This window comes from Brumimicrobium mesophilum (assembly GCF_003025005.1).
GTDB lineage: Bacteria > Bacteroidota > Bacteroidia > Flavobacteriales_D > Crocinitomicaceae > Brumimicrobium > Brumimicrobium mesophilum.
In genome coordinates this window covers 151,564-169,337 of record NZ_PVSS01000001.1, presented here as the reverse complement: position 1 = coordinate 169,337, position 17,774 = coordinate 151,564, and the positions used below count along the sequence as shown (strand labels likewise).

The window sequence follows — 17,774 nt, the reverse complement described above, 5'->3', positions numbered from 1 at the left end:
ATTTATTATTGTTAATGTTTCCTTAACATTGAACTCGATTACCCTATTGATAACCCTATTATTTTTGTCGAAGATTTTAATAATTGTTAATGAAAAATAAACTCATTTTATCGCTTGCATTTTTACTAGGAACATTTTTCACATTCCATGTGAATTCACAAAATGACAGTATTTCTAATGCAACCCCAAAAGAATTAAGTAGTGATATTAATTCTGAATCAATTGAAAATATTTCTTCAACTTCGAGCATAGAAGGTTTTACAGCACTTTGGAACTTAGATTATGAAGTGTTCCAAGATTTGAAGGAAGCTGGTTATACAGTTTTACTTAAGTATAACACCAAAATAGGTGAGAAACGTTTTGAGAAGGGCTACAGTAATTCTGACTGGACCGTTATTGAAGGAATTGATTTACATGAAACAACTTATTTCATTGACAGTTTAGATGGAGAAGAGGATTATGTTTTTAAAGTTGGTTTAACCAACGGAGAAAATACATTTTGGTCTGGTAAATACAAAGCAGAAACAGAAAGAGGATGGGGAATATTTAGATTTCTAGTTCTTATAGGATCTCTTGGGATGTTCATTTATGGAATGAAAATCATGAGTGAAGGTTTACAACAAGCTGCTGGGTCGAGGTTGAGGTATTTGTTGGGTTCTATTACATCAAACAGAGTTAAAGGTGTTTTAACAGGGTTTGGAATTACATCTATAGTTCAATCTTCATCTGTAACAACAGTAATGACAGTTTCTTTTGTAAATGCTGGATTGATGACTTTAGTTCAATCTGCAGGTGTAATGATGGGAGCAAATATTGGAACGACAATTACAGGTTGGATCATCAATATTTTCGGATTCAAAGTAAGTATTGGTTCATATGCATTGGTTTTAATCGCAATTGGAGCTCCTTTAATGTTCTTTGGTAAACAAAAATTAAAAGCTTGGTCTAGTGCAATTATCGGATTCTCGTTATTATTTATGGGGCTTGGTTTCTTGAAAGATGCCGTTCCAGAATTAGGACCTGATTCATGGTTAGTGCAATTCTTCATTGACTTTAAAGATATACCATTCTTAAGTACTATTCTGTTTGTGTTTTTAGGAACATTGGTTACCTTAATTGTACAGTCTTCTTCAGCAGCAATGGCTTTAACAATGACACTTGTTGCAGGAGGAATTATTCCTTTTGAGGTTGCAGCTGCAATGATTTTGGGAGAGAATATCGGAACAACTATTACTGCCGAGTTAGCCTCTACAATTGGTAATGTGCATGCGAAAAGATCAGCTAGAATTCACTCCTTATTTAATGTGATTGGAGTAATTTGGGCAATACTTTTGTTCCCGTTTATTCTTCAAGGAATTGAATACTTTATGTTGTCAATTGGAGCAGGTAACCCATTCGATAACCCTAAAGAATATGCCAATACAGGAATTGCAATTTTCCACACTGCGTTTAATCTTCTTAATGTGATGATACTTATATGGTTTGTTCCAAATTTAGTGAAGGTAGCAGAAAGAACAGTAAAATCAAAAGGTGGTGCAGATGAGGAATTCCACTTAGATTATATCGGAGCAGGTTATATGTCAACTCCTGATTTATCTTTGCTAGAGGCGAAAAAAGAAATTGCCAAGTTTGGTGAGCTGACCAGCAGAATGTCGCGTTTTTCACAAGATTTATTGTTCGAAAAAAGTCGAAAAAAGCAAAAGTTATTAATTGACCGTATCGCGAAATATGAGGAGATTACTGATAGAGTGGAGGTAGAAGTAGCCAATTATTTGGGGAAAATTTCAGAAGGAGAATTAAGTGTTGATACGGCCATTCGTATTCGAGGAATGAATAGTATTGTGAATGACCTTGAACGTATTGGTGATGTATTCTATCAAGTTTCCAAAAGTTTAGAACGTAAGTCTGAAGATAAAATTTGGTTTACTCCACATCAGAGAGAGCGTTTAGCAGAATTATTTGACTTGGTTGATGAAGCATTTGTTGTAATGTGTGAAAATTTGAAAAAACACTCAGCTGATGTAACATTAGATGTAGCAAATGAAGTTGAAAAGCGCATTAATCAAAAACGAGATGAAATCAGAAGTGAATACCTTGATGCATTATCAAAAGATGATGAGGTACACATGAAGGGTGGAATTATCTATAATGATATTTTTGCTTCACTTGAAAAAGTAGGAGACCACATTATCAATGTTTCTGAAGGAATTGTTGGTAAGGTTTAGTATTCCTTTTATTCCTTAAAATTTATCAAGACGCACGAAAGTGCGTCTTTTTTTTGCACTAAATATTTATTAACTCACCGAAAATCTATTTAAAAAATTTAATGAAGGTTGTAAACAAGAATAAAGGTGATCAGTGATGATCATCAATAGGCCATTAATTCCATTAGAAATGAGTAATGAATATGTAGAATTGTTGTTTAAATTATTGATTTCGAGTTTAATAATTAGGTGGTTGTTCGTTTTGTAGATGACATTGTTTCATTCTAGAGGAATAAATAAATAAAATTATTAAATTATTAACAAATATTAGTATTACATTTAGTGCTTAACTATAAAATAAATTCTTATGATTAACAATTACAAAAAAATGATTCGAGCAGGAATCATTACCTTATTCTTTGGAATAGGGTCTAGTGTGAATGCTCAGTATTGTACCCCAACGTACTCCACTGGGTGTGCTTCTGGAGATGACCTAAACAGTGTGGTTCTAAATGGAATCACTACAAATTTATCTAATTTAAATAGTGGATGTAACGGAGCCTATTCTGATAATACTGCTACACCTGCTCCTGATTTATCTCCAGGGTTAACATATACACTTTCCGTGGGAACATCTTATTCGTTTCCTCAAGGGGAGTCTGTGAAGGCTTGGATTGATTACAACGAAAATGATGTTTTTGACCCAACTGAAGAAATAGCAGCCTTTAGTGCGATTAATGCTGGTTTGAACTCCTTGAGTTTTACAGTGCCAGCTGCAACTACGTTAGGTGTAAAAAGAATGAGGGTAAAGTTGGATTACACAAGTAGTGCCGCAAATATCACTGCATGTGGAAGTGTTACTTGGGGTGAAACAGAGGATTACAGTGTTGAAATTGTGACTCCTCCAAATTGTTTACCGCCAACTGCGTTAAATGTGAGTAATGTACAATTAACATCACTTGATTTTGGTTGGACAGAAGCAAACACAGCTACTGAATGGCAAGTTGATTATGGTGCGCTTGGATTTACTCCTGGAACAGGAACGGGGTCTGCAGCTATAACAACTTCAAATCCTTATTCTGCAACAATCGTTTCAGGAGATGAGTATGACTTCTATGTGCGTTCTATTTGTTCAGCAGGTGATACGAGTGCTTGGACAGGGCCATACGAGTTTAAGTACTGTGATGTTTCTTCAAATGGAACTTTTTATTATTTTAACTCAGTTTCTACAAATGGAGCATTAACTAATCCTAACTATACTTCATTTTCTCACCCTGCTGGATCGTATGCAGATGAGACTTCTCAAATATTTGAGTCTCACGAAGCACAAACGTTTACTTTAAATACTACGTTTTCTACTGCGCAGCATGGTGTATCTGTTTGGGTAGATTGGAATCAGGATATGATTTTTGATCCATCTGAATTAGTTGCTACTAACCACTCAACATTAGCCGACCAATCTTTAAGTATCACAGTGCCAGCTGGTACTGCGTTGGGAGATTACCGAATTAGAGTACGTGGAATGTATGCATTTGGAGCTGGAACACCGGCGTCTGCATGTGGTTCTACTCAAGGAGGAAATACAACAGTTGATTTTACTCTTGCTATTTTGACCACACCGAGCTGTGTACAACCTTCTGCTTTAACTGCAGGGAATATCACTACAACAACTGCTGAATTATCTTGGACAGAAAATGGAACTGCTACAGCATGGAATATTGAGTATGGAGCTCCTGGATTCATTTTAGGATCTGGAACACCACTTCCGGTTACTGCAAATCCTTATACATTAGCAATCACTCCAAGTACACAATATGAATATTATGTTCAATCTGATTGTGGTGGTGGAGATTTAAGTGCATGGTCTGGACCATATTTCTTCAAAAATACTTACTGTGACTACTCTTCTACAAGTAACACTTATTTTGTTAATGGATTTGAAACGTTTACAGCTATATCAAATATCGCAAATTTAAATACAGGAGGAGGAACGACTACGGCTTCTTATTCTGATTTCACAACAATCAGTGCTTCGGGTTATGAATTGTTAGATATAGATTTTACTATCACGGCTTCAGGAACATCAACTTATGGTTTTGCCGTGTTTGTTGACTGGAACAATGATTTTAATTTCGACCTTTCAGAAAGAATGTTTAACACAACATCATATACTGCTTCACCACTTTCAAATAGTTTTACTGTTCCTTTAGGTACACCTGTTGGGAATTATAGAATGCGTGTAATTGCTGATTTTACGACTAGTAATATTACTAATCCTTGTGTAGGATCTAATGGAGAAGGAGAGGATTATATTTTTGAAGTTATCACTCCTCCTACATGTTTGCCTCCTAGTAGTTTGATGACAAGTAATCCAACAACTACATCGATTGAGCTGGCATGGACATCAAATAGTGGTGCGACATCATGGTCAATAGAATATGGGGTTTCTGGATTTACTCCAGGTACACCTGCAGGAACTATTTTACCAGGAATTAGTACAAATCCTTATGTAGTTACAGGTTTAAACCCAAGCACAAACTACGACTTTTATGTTCAGTCTGATTGTGGTGGGGGAGATATAAGTGCATTATCTGCTAGGATTTCTGCTCCAACTAACTGTGGGGTAGCAGTTGCTCCATATGGTGAGAGTTTTAACAATTCAATTCAGCCATATTGTTGGGAGAATTTGTCAAACAATACAAGTACTTCTGTAAATAACTTCTGGAAATTTACGGGCGCTCCTGGATATGCAGCGACAAATAATGGAAGAGCTCCAGGATCTTATGCATGGTCTGATGGTTCTTCTCCGTATCCAGATAGTATGATGTTAGAGACACCAGAAATTGATATCTCGACACTTGCAAATCCTTATTTGGCATTTGAATGGTTTAGTAATAATGAAAATAATCCGAATGATAATGTTCCGCTTATAATAGAAGTATTTGATGGTACAAATTGGAATCTTCTTGATACTTTAAGAGGTAATAGCTCTGAATGGCAATTTGCTAACTTTAGTTTAGCTGCATATAGTTCAAATATCATTAAAATTCGTTGGATGACAAATCAAGCGGTATTAGGTTTGAATTCTCAATACAACGATATCTTAGTGGATGAAATATTGGTTGATGATTGTCTTCCTGGAACAGGTACAAATGGTTCAGTGGATGTATGTCGATTAGACAGTACAGTAAACCTTGAAGATAACATTATTGTTAAGCCAAATGGTGGTGGTACTTGGTCATTCCCAAATCAACCAAATTATTTGGTTGATGATACTGTTTTCAATGTATCTTTTTTACCAGCAGGTTCATACGATGTATATTATTTAGAGCGTTTTGTGTGTTATGATACAACATTCGCAACAATTAATGTTTTCGGACCTTCTTCGGCAGGTTTGGATGGATCAACTACTGTGTGTAAAAACGAACCGATTCCTTTATTAGGGATTTTGTCAGGAAACACTGATTTAGGAGGTGATTGGTATGATTTCCAAAATATGTTATTGCCTAATTCACAGCCTAATGCTCAACCAATCCCAGGTCAATATAACTATACTTACATTGTAAGTAATGGTGTTTGTCCAGCTGACACTTCTATTGTAGAAGTTGGGGTTTTGGCTTCATGTGATTTCTTGTCAATCGAAACAGAAGAGTTTGCTGATCTTTCAGTGTTCCCTAACCCTTCGAAAGACATCTTGAACATCGTGAATCCATCTAACACAACTTCTTTAAAAGTTGAAATGTTGGATATAAATGGTAGAGTTGTGCTTGTAGAAAATAAAGCATTGAATAATGCTACGGAAGCGCAATTGGCTATTGATCACCTGGAAAGAGGGATTTATACCTTACGTGTTTATAATAATACTGGTCAAAAGACCTTCAAGATTGTTAAGCAGTAATCGCTTAATGGTTTAATTAAAAAATGCGTTTCTCTCCGGGGAAACGCATTTTTTGATTTAAAGAATATCTTTATTAAAAAAAACATATATCTTTTGTTGTTGCTGAGTTTTATTTAATTAAATTTGCAAACCCAATTCAATATGCCCGGGTGGCGGAATTGGTAGACGCGCTGGATTCAAAATCCAGTTCTTTCGGGAGTGCGGGTTCGATTCCCGCCCCGGGTACAAAAAACAGAGTGAGAAACAGAGCGAAAGCGAAGTTTATCCTCTGTTTTTTTTTGCTTCATTCAGTTCACTCCAACTCAATCTTTTTTTCTACTTATCGAAAGCTAAGTTTATCTACTAACTTTTTCTTCTTAAATCCACGGAGCGATTGGCTATTCTCTCGTTGTTCTCCTCTTTTTTCTTTAGCGAATTTTATTCACTATTTTGACCAAGATTTCTTAACTTTTATTTCTAAAAGTAAGGCATAAAAAAACGGGAAATCTTTCGAAGCCCCGCTTTTGCAATTTAATGGATTTTCTTTTTATAACCCTATAGAATAGATATTAAAAGAATCTATATCCTAAAGTAACTTGTGCCCATGAGTTTTTATACCTAGGTGTTTCTGAAGTACCATCCCCAATATTATTTTGAAGATCTATACCTACTCGTCCGCCAATAGTAAAGTGATTTAAATTAATATTTACACCTCCAACTAGTCCTAGAATATTCTTACGAATATTGTCATTTTCGAACTGTTGTTCTTGGTCTATGTTTACAATAGAATTAAATTCATTTCTTTCGCTTAATAAGTAAGCAAACTGAGGCCCAGCAACAATCGACAAGTTTTCTGATGGCTTCAGGGCAATTAAAATTGGTATTTCTAAAAAAGTAGTTGTTCTTTTATAGCTATAATCGGTAAGTAATAAACTCCCGCTTCCTTCAAACCCTTTTTGAGTAATTAATACTTCTGGATGTAAACCTAAAAATGTTCCGATAGGTATTTCTAAATTAAGTCCTGCAGTATAACCTGTTCTTGTATCGGCTTCAAAATCTTCACCCTCTGAATCGTAAACATTTGAAAAGTTTACACCACCTTTAATTCCAAACTTCAAAGAACTTCTAGCATCTTGTGAAAATGAAAGGAAAGCCGTAGAGGCAAATAATGCAGTAAATAGTATCGCTTTTTTCATATTGAATATTAGTTTTAAATTATTTGTTTTGAATGAGAACTCATTATATCTCGTCCTATATAAATATATTAACATTATGAGAAAGGATATTTATTCTTAACAGTATTTCACATAAACACACTGATAATGGGGCTTTTTAACCTTTTTTAAATAAATCTTAAATTGGTAAATTCTTTTTGGAATTGATTGGATAAACATAAATATCAAATATAACTCGTAAAATTAAAAAAGGAGAAATAACGAGTACAGAACCCCAATTTATTTCACTAGCGAAAAGATTAGGGAATCTGTAAATCACAAAGAAATGTAGGAAGGCGCCAAGAATGATAGAAATATGTAAGATAATATTCCTTGGAAAGAAGGCATTTGTGAAATTCTTCACGTCATCAACGTAGTTTCTATCAAAGAATATTGCAGTAATTAGAAATACAATCAAATTAAAATTAAAACTCCAATTCATAAAAAGAATCACTTCCATATTTATAGCAGCTAAGTGATTATTGTTAAAATTTAGAACGATACCGAAAAGAAGAACTACAAATATTAAGTAAATAATAAGTAGAAACATGTTTTCTCCAAAATACCTCAACACCTTTGAGCGGTACGGAGCGCTTCTTTTGATAAACAAGGTTTTTATTGTGTTTACAATAACATGAATTAAAGTTTGCCACCAAAATAAATGGAGCATATAAAAAACGGTGATTTCTCCTTTTAATAACGCATAAACAGAAAACAAAACAATTGCAATTGTGTCAATTCTATTGAATGATATTGATTTGAATATTCCCACAATTTCTATCGTTTGGTGATGATCTCAAAGATAAGACTGAGGTAATAGATTAAAAATAAGGATTTTGACTTATATATTGGGGTGAAGATGGATTTTTCATTGATTTTACTTCACTTCTCCATTTGTCAAACTTTTCAGCATTCCATTAAAAATTAATCCATGAAAAGGGAGCACAGCATACCAATATAAACGTCCTGCTAAACCCAGTGGTCGAAAAGTGGCAGTTTGTTTTAATTGGTTATCTTCAATTTTAAATTCTAGCCAAGCTTCTCCTGGAAGTTTCATCTCTGCATGCAGCAATAGCCTTCCCTCTTCCTTATCAGCGTAAAGAACGCGCCAAAAATCTAATGAATCTCCAACGTCGATAGTATCGAGATTTGTTCTGCCTCGGCGTAATCCCGGACCACCAACTAATTTGTCCATAAAACCTCTAATTTTCCATAGAAAATCACCAAAATACCAACCATTTTTTCCTCCTATTCCCCATACTTTTTCGATGCACTTCTCCCTGTCTGCAAATGGCATTTTTCGAAGATCTTTAAAACAACCGAAAGTTGGAACTTGAATGAAGTCTGAAATGTGACTTTTCAAACCACTACTCGAATATGCATCTTTCCAACTTGAAATGATTTCATTATTCTCAATTTTAGTGAAAGCTTTATTTAAAGCTTCGATATAAGTGATTGGTGTAATGTTCAAAATGGTATTAATTTCCTGGTCTCTGCAAACTACTTCAATCTTCATGCTGTTTACTAAGGCAGTGGCCAAACGGTAGGAAGTTGAGGTTACGAAATAAAGCCAATAACTCGATAATTTCGGTGTCATTATTGGAACAGTATGAATGGTTCTTTTCAATCCACGAACCTTGGCAAAATCTAACAGCATTTCTTTATAAGTCAATATATCTGGACCACCAATGTCAAAGTTTTTATTGTAGGTTTCCTCCACAAATAAGCTTTGAGATAAAAATTGAAGAACATCAGATATTCCTATAGGTTGACAACGCGTGTTTAGCCATTTTGGTGTAATCATATAGGGTAGTTTTTCCACCAAATCTCTGATGATTTCAAAAGAAGCACTTCCTGAACCTATGATTATTCCTGCTCGCAAAGTTGTGTTGTTATATTTTCCTTGGTCTAATTCTAGTTCAACATTCTTTCGAGAAGTTAAATGTTTCGACAATTCATCCTCATTGATTATTCCACTAAGATAAACAACATGTTGAACATTTGTTTTGTCCATTGCTTTCCTGAAATTAGCGGCAGATTCCACCTCTAATTTGGCGTAATCTGAAGAAGCAGACATTGAATGAACTAGGTAAAAAGCCCCATCAATATCCTTTGGTATATGTTCTAAACTTTCTGCATCCAAAAGATCTACTTCTATAATATCAATTTTATTAAGTAAAGATTTTGAGGGATTAAATCTGGCTTTGTCCCGAACAGTGCAAACAACGTGATGACCTTGATCAACTAATAGCGGAAGTAATCGTTTGCCAATATAACCTGTTGCCCCTGTAAGAAGAATTTTCATAGTCTAATATTAACAATAATAATTTGTGATTTGTTCGGTGCGCTAATGAAATACAATTGGTCTCTACTAGGCAGTATGAAAATATCATACATTACCTTTTCTGGACTAAAACCTTTAATCGCCTACTATAGGTTTACCTTAATCTTGTTCTTTGGTGAAAACTTGAATTGCATAAATAATTCCTGACTCTTTCCTCACGGTAGTAGCGAAACCATAGTGATTAAACTCCCGATTTAGCATGTTTTCCCGATGGCCTTTTGATTGTTTCCAAGACTCAAATATCTCATCTGCAATTTTTTTGAGGTAATTAGAATCAATTTCTTTATCTGAAGTTATGAAAGTAAAAGTCGCATTTTCTCCGACCGTATAGAATGTTTCATCGTCTCCAGTTTTAACCATAGACACTCTTTTTACAGGAGTTCTGTATTGAGGATTATTGGATTGAAAGTGGCTTAGTTCTTTATTTTTTGCGTTGTAATCTGCTTGAAGTTTTGCAGCTATTTCTAGATCTGAATTAATTTTTAGTGGCTGTAGATTCTTTTGATGTCGTAAGGCATTCATTTGATTGAACACTTCGCGATTAATAATTTCTTCGTGTTCTGCTGTTAATTGTCCAAATGATAACAATGGAATCAAAATCAAGAATATGTGTAAATAAAGATTCATTCAAAATAGTTATGAGAGCAATTTTATATTAAAAGTAATTCATTTAGTACATATTTAAAATTTACTCACCCATAAATTCCAAAATTTCATCATAACGATTGCTGGAAGACCAGAAATATTGCAGAACCATTGGAATATGTCTTTTGTCGATAAGGTCAATTTCCACTTCTGGCTGAAATTCATTTAACTCATTTGTGAATTTTCTCACTGAAACATCAATTGATTTGTATGTTTTACTTCCTAAATAAATCTTGAATTTCGGACTTTCATCAGACAAGAAATAAATAGGAGAAGCATCTTTCCAATTCTCTTCGTTTTTGGTCCAAGTAGATAAATAATTGTTTTCTTCAGTGGGTGGATATTTTAATAAATAGTTGTGCATATCCATACCTCCAGCGTCATTAAGAATTATCCCAGCTATACTTTCTTCATCAATTCCATATTTAGGATTTAATGTTGCCAAAGCAATTAAATGACCTCCTGCGGAGTGGCCGGTAAGGTAAATTTGAGAACCATCACCTCCATATTCTTCTATATTTGCTTGAACCCAAGTTATTGCTTCTGCGATTTGCTTTGTCATGGTGTTATAATTAACATCCGGACTTAAATTATAACCAGGAATAACTGTTACAACATCTTTTCTAGCGAAATTCCTACCAAAAAATCCATAACTTTCTTTTTTTCCGGAATTCCAGTTTCCACCATGAACAAAAATTAAAACAGGATCTTTCTTGTCAGTTTTGTTCTTAGGCTGGAAAATATTTAAGGTTGGAGTTTCTAAATTAGCATCTACTTTTTTTGAATCTTCAGTTAAGTATGAAATGTCCTTGTGTTTAGAAATAGAACAACTGAATAGGATAGGCAGAAAAGCTAAAAGAGAAAGTAATTTTATTGACATTTAGTTATATAATTGAATGAAAAATCGAATGTTGTGCTTCGATCTTGAATTAGGCTTTTTTACGCATTAATTGTATCAGGACAGCAGCGAAAAACACGCCAAAAATAAAATCATTAGCACCATATATCGTATAAAAAACACCGGCCATCGTATCTTGTTCATAAACTGAACTCAAAGAATTGGAAGAGAACCAATTGATGTAGACCGTTACATAGATTATTTTTTCGATAAGAAAAACCGCTACTAAACCAGGTAAAGCAGCATATTTATTACGAACTGCAATGTAAGCCATTCCCCAAAGTATGATTGAAATTAGACCAAAATAACCCATCACTTCAGGTTGTGTGCTCATCATTACTTCATTCGTGAAAAATTTTGAGAGTGTTAAAACACCTATAATATTTGCTAAACCGGCGAATAAAAAGCCTTTGGAAATGGTAGTTTGATTCATATTATTTGGATGAAATCTTAAAGTTATTGATTTATAGAGGTTATAATCACAATTTATATCCAAATTCAGTTAATTATTTGGGAATCCGTCATCAATCCATTGCTTCACAGTATTTACATCAGAATCATTTAGTTTGTTTGCACCAAGTGGCATTGGAGTGTAGCCTGGTTCATGATTGATAACGCCATACAAACCACCGGACGCTGCGAAAGGGAAGATTTCACTGTAGGTTGTTAATGGTATCCCTGCTGATGGATTTGCGCCACCATGGCATCCGACACAATTGTTTTCAATAATAGGAAAAACACCAGTAGAAAATGTGAAGTCATCTTCAATATTCCCCATCATGTCATCTGTTGATTTAAATGGTTCGATTGGTTCATGGCGACAAGATTGGCTGAATCCCATTATTATTGCAGCGCAGATTAAAATGTAATTAGATTTTTTCATTATTTAAATTCTTTAGGTTTTCTGACTGTAAAAACTCGGCTAACATTAAATCCAAAATGGATATCTCCATTTATCCATCTACCTGTAGTTTCACCCACTAAATAGCGCTCCGTCATTCCTCTACTGTTGGTTAGGTGTAATTGGAATACATGTCCTCCTGTTTCAAGATCCACACCTATAGAAAATGAATTTTGAACTTCCTCACCACCTATTTTACTTGAAATTTGACCTGGTGGAATGTAATGAAACTCAGCATTTAATCGGAGAGAGCCAGATATTCGAACGGATGTTCCGATACCCATTGCATAAATTGTATTTTGATCATCTTTAGTTTTTACCAGATTTCGATGTATGATTGTAGGCATAAGTTGAAGTGAAAGTACATCACCAAATTTTCGTGCCAATAAAAGAGAATGATTGTAATTCAACCTTGAAGAGAAATAATTTTCGCGATCTGGATTTGCCCATTCACGGCTATCTACATAAATGTTTGAAACAAAGGTTGCAGTAATTGGGAAGTTTTGCGCGCCTGATTTTTGACGTAAAAATCTCCATTTAAAAGTACCGTCATAAGTTTTTTGAAATGAAGAACGACCAACGCCAATATTTAAATTGTCTGTTAAACCGTAATCAAACCCTGTTCGAATTGTAGCGTTGTCAATTCCGAATAAATCTCTCCATCCAGAATTTATGCGACCAAATCGATGACCGATTAAAAATTGAAGCACCCCTTTTGCATTTGTTTCTACAGAATGTCCACTAACTAAGCGTGTAGATTTAAAAGTCGCAATTGTAAAATTTGTTACAGGTTTAGCAGTTTCATCAAGCATGTTCATTAAATCATCTTGAGCAAAAGAATTGCCTGAACAAAAGAATACTATGCATAATATATTAATCCATCTTTTCATAATCCATTTTTACCTTAATTTCTATGGTTTTGGAAATATTTCCACGCACAATTGAGGGTATCTCAATTGAATAATCTTCTGGTTTTACAGTAAAAGTTGAGGTTCCAATTATGAGGTTTTTATTGTTTTTTGACAGCATTATTGACTCATTAATTTCTTTTGTTACTCCATGTATCAATAAACTTCCTGTGATTGAAAATTCTTTTGGTTTTTCAGTTAAGTCAGAGAGTGAAAAGTTGGTTACCTTTCCTTTGAACTTTGCTTTAGGGAATTTTTCGCTTTCGACATATTTCTCATTAAAATGTTCTTGCATTAATGCCTTTTCGAATGTAAAAGCTTTCATTAATACTGAAAATACTATTTCACCATTTTCTGTGTTTATCACGCTAGAAACTTGATTGTTTATTGCTTCAATATTCTCAATATCTGTTTCAGAAAAGAATTGAATTGTTCCAGTTCTAGTAATGTGGTTTTGTGCGAAGCCTACAAATCCTAAAAATAATAAGGCTGTAATTATTGTTATTTTTTTCATCTTGATTTTAGTTATTTGGTGCCCCATCATTGAGCCACTTTGTTATATGTAGTATCTGACAATCCGTTAACGGAACACCTGGAGGCATGTCTTGAGAAATTAAAACTCTATTTCTGAATTTCCCATCATCGACTTTGTCTTTAACTTGAGCATAATTTTCAAAAGTCCCTGGAGCACTCCCACCAGCAGTATGGCAACCAGTAACTGTACAATTCATATCTATGATTGGGAAAATATCATTGCTGAAACTAACTGTGGTTGTGTCGCAATCAACTTCTCCATACAGACTCATTTCATTGTCTTTATAACAGCTTGTTAAAACCATTGCTATTACTAAGTATATTATTATTGAATATTTCATATCTATTTTATTAATTGGCAATTATTCAGTACCACGTCCATTAAAAAACCTTGACATTGACCTTTTATAGTGACCATCGAACCTTTTTTTACCTCATTCTCTTGCTTATATTTGAAAGAACAATTTACTCCACCAATCATCGCCATTTCGGCTACTAGTATAATATTCGAATCAAATTTATTGTTCTTAACACTGATTACTTTTCCAGTTACTTCAATAATTTTATTTTCAAATTTTTTGAGCGCTTTCGATTCATCATTTTCAAATTCATTAAAAAGATCATCGGCACTTATGACGAAATCAGGATTGGTTTTTTCTAATGTGGGAACTTTTTTATTGAACATATAATAGCCTAAACCGCCGCCAACGAGAGCAAGAGCTAACAATCCGAATAGTGTATATTTTGTGATCGATTTCATTTTATATAGTATTTTAATTAATTGTTAAGAGATGAATGAGCGATCTCAACTTTTGGGTAATTTAGCAAATAATTGAATGCCCCTTATATATAATACGAAAAAAAGAAGCGTTTGGATTTATTGTGCCTGCTTTTAATTGAAAACATTTCAATTTCAAGTGGGCGAGTGGTTATGTTAAAGTAGGTTTATCGCACGTTGTGACGACCAGAATTTAAAAATCCAACTGAAAACAATTGGTTAGTCTCATTAAATATGTCATATCCAACTTTAAGATCTTTCCATAAGTTGATCTTGTCAAGGTCTTTGGCGTACTTTTTATTTAGTATGTCATACTTTTTATCAGATAATTTCAATGGAAAAATGGTCACAGGAATTGATGTTTGTCCGTTATTTCGAGCTTCCACGCAGATTATATAAATTTCTTTGATAAACTCATTTGTCATGGGAAGACAGCCAATTGTAACACATTTACCGTGAATAAAAATATCTCCTCCGAGTTTTCCTTTAGTTCCTAAGATTCTATCCGATTTGTTGGGATAATTTATTCCTAAAGAAAGGTGGTAGGAGCTATAAGGATTGAATCTATCGATGTGATAAAATCCTTCTGGAACTTGTAAATCTCCTTGCTTTCTTTTGGGACCGAGAACTCCAGAATTCCTGCAAACATCATATGTTTTGATCAATTGAAATTTGTTGTCACTTGAATTCTTAGCCCAAATCTCGACTTCTTTTTCACTTTTAAATGCACGAATATAAATTTGGAGCTTGCTGATTTCAATGTCTTTATTTTTTAAAATTCTTAAAACCGCTGCTTTTTTAGCTTGATAAGCTTCACGAACTCTTGGATATTTAAGTTGTTCTTGTTTAAAATTATCTGCATTAAAAGCACATATGATGAATGCTAAAAGAAACAATATGTATTTGGTTTTCATTTTTTAAGTTATTTGGGTTAACACAAAGAAGTGGTAAAAGTTATGTTTCAATAAAGTTAATCAAATTCATTTAAGTTAGAATTTGTTGTAATAGGGTTAATAGGCTATTTGAAAGTTTAGGAATTTAGAAAAATATTTTAAAAAGCTTTAACAACGCGATTTGTAGGAGTGATTTTTAAATCAATTTTAGAAACTTAAAACCAACATGGATAGTCCCGAATTTCAAATAGAGTTTTTAACTGATTCTCTGTTTGGAAGGAGGTGACTGTTTTTTTTATTCAAATCAATAATTACTATTATGAAAAGAGTTCTATTCACACTTTGTGTATTGTTAAGTACAACTACAATTTATGCCCAAACGATTAGGATTGCAGACGGAAGAGAATTTCTTTTCTCTGATTTTTATGTTGCTATCGTTGCTGGAGTTTTATTGGCTTTAATTTTTCAAATTGTCTTGACTGCGTTATCTGTGGCGATGGGAATTACCATGATTGGAAACGTGAAGAAAAAATTCGCTGAAAGTCAAGCTAAGCTAGAATCGGAACGAGGGTCCAATGAGTTTATTTATGATAAGGATTGTGACCATGATGATATAACGGGTGTAAAGTTTAGTTCGGCATTCGGTATATGGAGTTTAATCACCACTACTTTGTCTTTGTTCGGAGCTTGTGCCTTAGCGCTAAATTTGAGCTTTTTCGGCACCTTGGCTTCCAATTTAACTATCGCATTAGTAATTTGGGCTTTGTTTTACATGATTTTGTTTTACTTGGAATCGAAAATTGTGCATACGTTAATTGGAGGGTTAATTACTACTGCAACTGCTGGTTTGAAATTTTCAGCAGGAATTGTTAAAGATTTATTTAAGAATGTTCCCACTGCAAAAAGTAATGATACAATTGAAAACACCTTGGATAAAATCAGAAAAGACAATGCTTTTAACTTGCATAATGATAGGATTTCGAAGGTATTAAATGGTTTTCTTGAGAAATCTGATGTTAATTCTACTCAAAACGATATGTTGAATTTTAAAGATTTAAAAAATGATTTAAATAAAATAATTGATAATCCGAAGGAATCTATCTCGACCATGAAAGCTAGAATTCAAAAATTAGATAAAGAGGCAATTATAGATTTGGTGGAAAATAGCAAATTCATAAATGAGAAGGAGGTCTCAAATATCTCTTCGAATATAAATAGCATTATCGGTGAATTAAAGATTAGAATTGATAAAATAGAACAAAAAGTAAATGAAGAAGTCAAATTAACTAAGCGAAAAGCGATTATTCAAGCTGAAAATGCACGAAAAACAGCTGCTTCTGCGGCGTGGTGGTTGGTTTTGACCGTTGTTTTTTCTGGAGTTTCGGCAATGTTTGGTGCTTATTTGGAACTGATGGAGTAGAGGTGAGCTCTCTATTGTTTTTTAAATCCATTCTTAAAGGTTGAGTAAATAAATTGTTATTTTTAAGAATTAGAAGTCAACTATGTATATTGACTATTTATATCTGAAAATTAAATCATGAAAGAGTTTAAAGTAAATTCATTACCATTAAAGGAAGTTATTCAAAGTTTAGCGAAGTCTTTTTCTGTTCCTTTTAAAGAGAATTGTGATGAATATTCGCTTGTAATACCTTCCAAAATTGGAATTGGTCAAATCCGAGGAGTGAATTTTGATAATGGTTTAGGAATTATCACCTATGATTGTCAGTTTTATGATGATGTAAGGATTAAATTTACTGTAGATGAAGTTCATCCCATAAAATATATTTACTCTGCGCATGGCTTAGTTCAGCATTCATTCGAAAATGACGCTAAAGTAAACGAAATAGATCAATATAAATGTGCAATTGTAGCAAGCGAAAAGAATAATGGACACATTTTGACTTTTTTAAGAAATGAAAATCATAAAGTTTTAAGTTTAGAAATAGATCGTTCCAAATTTGCTAAAACTGCAAAGTGTGAAATTGATAGTTTGGGTTCAAAGTTGAAGTCACTTTTTTTGGATGAATTGGCAGGTGAAACCTTTTATCATGAAGGTTTTTATGGAATTGAGTTTAAGGATATTTTCACTGAGATTTTAAAATTTGAAGATAAAATGTTGATTAGAAAATTCCATATGGAAAGTCTAGCACTTCGGATATTTGTAAATCAACTTGTACAATATGAAGATGATTTGAACGGTATAGAAAAAAGTTCAATTATAAGGGTGAATGAGTTGAGTAAAGTAGAGGAACTAAGTAAGTATATTCTTTCTAATTTAGAGAAAGATCTAACAATTCAGAGCTTATCGAAAAGATCTGGTTTGAATCCAAATAAACTGCAGTTTGCATTTAAACATCTCTTTAAAGCAACAGTTAACGAGCATATTACACGGTGTCGTTTGGTAGAAGCTAAAAACTTACTTCATAATAATAATCTAAATGTTTCTGAAGTGCTGGGAAGAGTAGGCTTTGAAAGCAATAGTTACTTTTCAAAAATTTTTAAAAGAGAATTTGATATGAGTCCGAGTGATTATCGAAAGTTGATGGAGTAGATTTTTATTAAAGTAGTCTTGTTATCT

At 33.5% G+C, this 17,774-nt stretch carries 16 protein-coding genes and 1 tRNA gene; 5 read left to right on the top strand and 12 right to left on the bottom strand.

All coding sequences use genetic code 11. From position 1 onward, the window contains the following. Positions 1-89: 89 nt before the first annotated feature. The 3 genes from C6368_RS00795 to C6368_RS00785 all read left to right on the top strand — a co-directional run bounded on the left by C6368_RS00795 (position 90) and on the right by C6368_RS00785 (position 6,327). A complete protein-coding gene (locus C6368_RS00795; RefSeq protein ID WP_107037269.1) occupies positions 90-2,225 on the top strand; it encodes a Na/Pi cotransporter family protein in 2,136 nt (711 codons plus the stop codon). A 346-nt stretch (positions 2,226-2,571) separates the two neighbouring features. Further along, positions 2,572-6,102 (top strand): GEVED domain-containing protein, encoded by a 3,531-nt coding sequence (locus tag C6368_RS00790; protein ID WP_107037268.1) that lies wholly within the window; start codon positions 2,572-2,574, stop codon positions 6,100-6,102. A 143-nt stretch (positions 6,103-6,245) separates the two neighbouring features. Continuing rightward, a tRNA-Leu gene (locus tag C6368_RS00785) sits at positions 6,246-6,327 on the top strand. A gap of 323 nt (positions 6,328-6,650) precedes the next feature. Here C6368_RS00785 and C6368_RS00780 read toward each other — a convergent pair. The 12 genes from C6368_RS00780 to C6368_RS00725 all read right to left on the bottom strand — a co-directional run bounded on the left by C6368_RS00780 (position 6,651) and on the right by C6368_RS00725 (position 15,217). Beyond that, positions 6,651-7,277, bottom strand: coding sequence for a porin family protein (locus C6368_RS00780; RefSeq protein ID WP_159038341.1), 627 nt, complete (start codon positions 7,275-7,277; stop codon positions 6,651-6,653). A 157-nt stretch (positions 7,278-7,434) separates the two neighbouring features. Further along, entirely contained in the window at positions 7,435-8,067 is a 633-nt protein-coding gene (locus tag C6368_RS00775) for a DUF6498-containing protein (RefSeq protein ID WP_107037266.1), read from the bottom strand. A 105-nt stretch (positions 8,068-8,172) separates the two neighbouring features. Further along, on the bottom strand, positions 8,173-9,600 hold the full coding sequence (locus tag C6368_RS00770; protein WP_107037265.1) for an SDR family oxidoreductase: 1,428 nt from the start codon (positions 9,598-9,600) through the stop codon (positions 8,173-8,175). Between the two features lie 138 nt (positions 9,601-9,738). Further along, the gene (locus tag C6368_RS00765) at positions 9,739-10,266 is read right to left on the bottom strand and encodes a CAP domain-containing protein (protein ID WP_107037264.1); all 528 of its coding nucleotides are present in this window, start codon (positions 10,264-10,266) and stop codon (positions 9,739-9,741) included. A gap of 61 nt (positions 10,267-10,327) precedes the next feature. Then, positions 10,328-11,164, bottom strand: coding sequence for an alpha/beta hydrolase (locus C6368_RS00760; RefSeq protein WP_107037263.1), 837 nt, complete (start codon positions 11,162-11,164; stop codon positions 10,328-10,330). Between the two features lie 49 nt (positions 11,165-11,213). Further along, the gene (locus tag C6368_RS00755; RefSeq protein ID WP_107037262.1) at positions 11,214-11,615 is read right to left on the bottom strand and encodes a hypothetical protein; all 402 of its coding nucleotides are present in this window, start codon (positions 11,613-11,615) and stop codon (positions 11,214-11,216) included. Positions 11,616-11,684: 69 nt separating this feature from the next. Beyond that, positions 11,685-12,065 (bottom strand): c-type cytochrome, encoded by a 381-nt coding sequence (locus tag C6368_RS00750; protein ID WP_107037261.1) that lies wholly within the window; start codon positions 12,063-12,065, stop codon positions 11,685-11,687. Beyond that, the gene (locus C6368_RS00745) at positions 12,065-12,973 is read right to left on the bottom strand and encodes a DUF5777 family beta-barrel protein (RefSeq protein ID WP_107037260.1); all 909 of its coding nucleotides are present in this window, start codon (positions 12,971-12,973) and stop codon (positions 12,065-12,067) included. The genes C6368_RS00750 and C6368_RS00745 overlap by 1 nt, the downstream gene beginning before the upstream one ends. Next, the gene (locus C6368_RS00740) at positions 12,957-13,505 is read right to left on the bottom strand and encodes a YceI family protein (protein ID WP_159038340.1); all 549 of its coding nucleotides are present in this window, start codon (positions 13,503-13,505) and stop codon (positions 12,957-12,959) included. The genes C6368_RS00745 and C6368_RS00740 overlap by 17 nt, the downstream gene beginning before the upstream one ends. A 7-nt stretch (positions 13,506-13,512) precedes the next feature. Further along, a complete protein-coding gene (locus C6368_RS00735; RefSeq protein ID WP_159038339.1) occupies positions 13,513-13,866 on the bottom strand; it encodes a hypothetical protein in 354 nt (117 codons plus the stop codon). Between the two features lie 2 nt (positions 13,867-13,868). Continuing rightward, positions 13,869-14,285 carry an OB-fold protein gene (locus tag C6368_RS00730; RefSeq protein WP_107037257.1) on the bottom strand — a complete coding sequence of 139 codons (417 nt, stop codon included), beginning with the start codon at positions 14,283-14,285 and terminating at the stop codon, positions 13,869-13,871. Between the two features lie 185 nt (positions 14,286-14,470). Then, the gene (locus C6368_RS00725; RefSeq protein ID WP_107037256.1) at positions 14,471-15,217 is read right to left on the bottom strand and encodes a L,D-transpeptidase family protein; all 747 of its coding nucleotides are present in this window, start codon (positions 15,215-15,217) and stop codon (positions 14,471-14,473) included. Between the two features lie 298 nt (positions 15,218-15,515). Between C6368_RS00725 and C6368_RS00720 the strand changes: the two genes are divergently transcribed. Both C6368_RS00720 and C6368_RS00715 read left to right on the top strand, forming a co-directional pair. Further along, positions 15,516-16,616, top strand: coding sequence for a hypothetical protein (locus C6368_RS00720; protein WP_107037255.1), 1,101 nt, complete (start codon positions 15,516-15,518; stop codon positions 16,614-16,616). A gap of 117 nt (positions 16,617-16,733) precedes the next feature. Next, on the top strand, positions 16,734-17,747 hold the full coding sequence (locus C6368_RS00715; RefSeq protein WP_107037254.1) for a helix-turn-helix domain-containing protein: 1,014 nt from the start codon (positions 16,734-16,736) through the stop codon (positions 17,745-17,747). The last annotated feature ends 27 nt before the right edge of the window (positions 17,748-17,774 follow it).

Excerpts from the sequence above, each read along its gene's own strand:
- C6368_RS00795 (WP_107037269.1), top strand. The coding sequence starts at position 90 with ATGAAAAATAAACTCATTTTATCGCTTGCATTTTTACTAGGAACATTT.
- C6368_RS00790 (WP_107037268.1), top strand. The coding sequence starts at position 2,572 with ATGATTAACAATTACAAAAAAATGATTCGAGCAGGAATCATTACCTTA.
- C6368_RS00780 (WP_159038341.1), bottom strand. The coding sequence starts at position 7,277 with ATGAAAAAAGCGATACTATTTACTGCATTATTTGCCTCTACGGCTTTC.
- C6368_RS00770 (WP_107037265.1), bottom strand. The coding sequence starts at position 9,600 with ATGAAAATTCTTCTTACAGGGGCAACAGGTTATATTGGCAAACGATTA.
- C6368_RS00765 (WP_107037264.1), bottom strand. The coding sequence starts at position 10,266 with ATGAATCTTTATTTACACATATTCTTGATTTTGATTCCATTGTTATCA.
- C6368_RS00760 (WP_107037263.1), bottom strand. The coding sequence starts at position 11,164 with ATGTCAATAAAATTACTTTCTCTTTTAGCTTTTCTGCCTATCCTATTC.
- C6368_RS00755 (WP_107037262.1), bottom strand. The coding sequence starts at position 11,615 with ATGAATCAAACTACCATTTCCAAAGGCTTTTTATTCGCCGGTTTAGCA.
- C6368_RS00750 (WP_107037261.1), bottom strand. The coding sequence starts at position 12,065 with ATGAAAAAATCTAATTACATTTTAATCTGCGCTGCAATAATAATGGGA.
- C6368_RS00745 (WP_107037260.1), bottom strand. The coding sequence starts at position 12,973 with ATGAAAAGATGGATTAATATATTATGCATAGTATTCTTTTGTTCAGGC.
- C6368_RS00740 (WP_159038340.1), bottom strand. The coding sequence starts at position 13,505 with ATGAAAAAAATAACAATAATTACAGCCTTATTATTTTTAGGATTTGTA.
- C6368_RS00735 (WP_159038339.1), bottom strand. The coding sequence starts at position 13,866 with ATGAAATATTCAATAATAATATACTTAGTAATAGCAATGGTTTTAACA.
- C6368_RS00730 (WP_107037257.1), bottom strand. The coding sequence starts at position 14,285 with ATGAAATCGATCACAAAATATACACTATTCGGATTGTTAGCTCTTGCT.
- C6368_RS00725 (WP_107037256.1), bottom strand. The coding sequence starts at position 15,217 with ATGAAAACCAAATACATATTGTTTCTTTTAGCATTCATCATATGTGCT.
- C6368_RS00720 (WP_107037255.1), top strand. The coding sequence starts at position 15,516 with ATGAAAAGAGTTCTATTCACACTTTGTGTATTGTTAAGTACAACTACA.
- C6368_RS00715 (WP_107037254.1), top strand. The coding sequence starts at position 16,734 with ATGAAAGAGTTTAAAGTAAATTCATTACCATTAAAGGAAGTTATTCAA.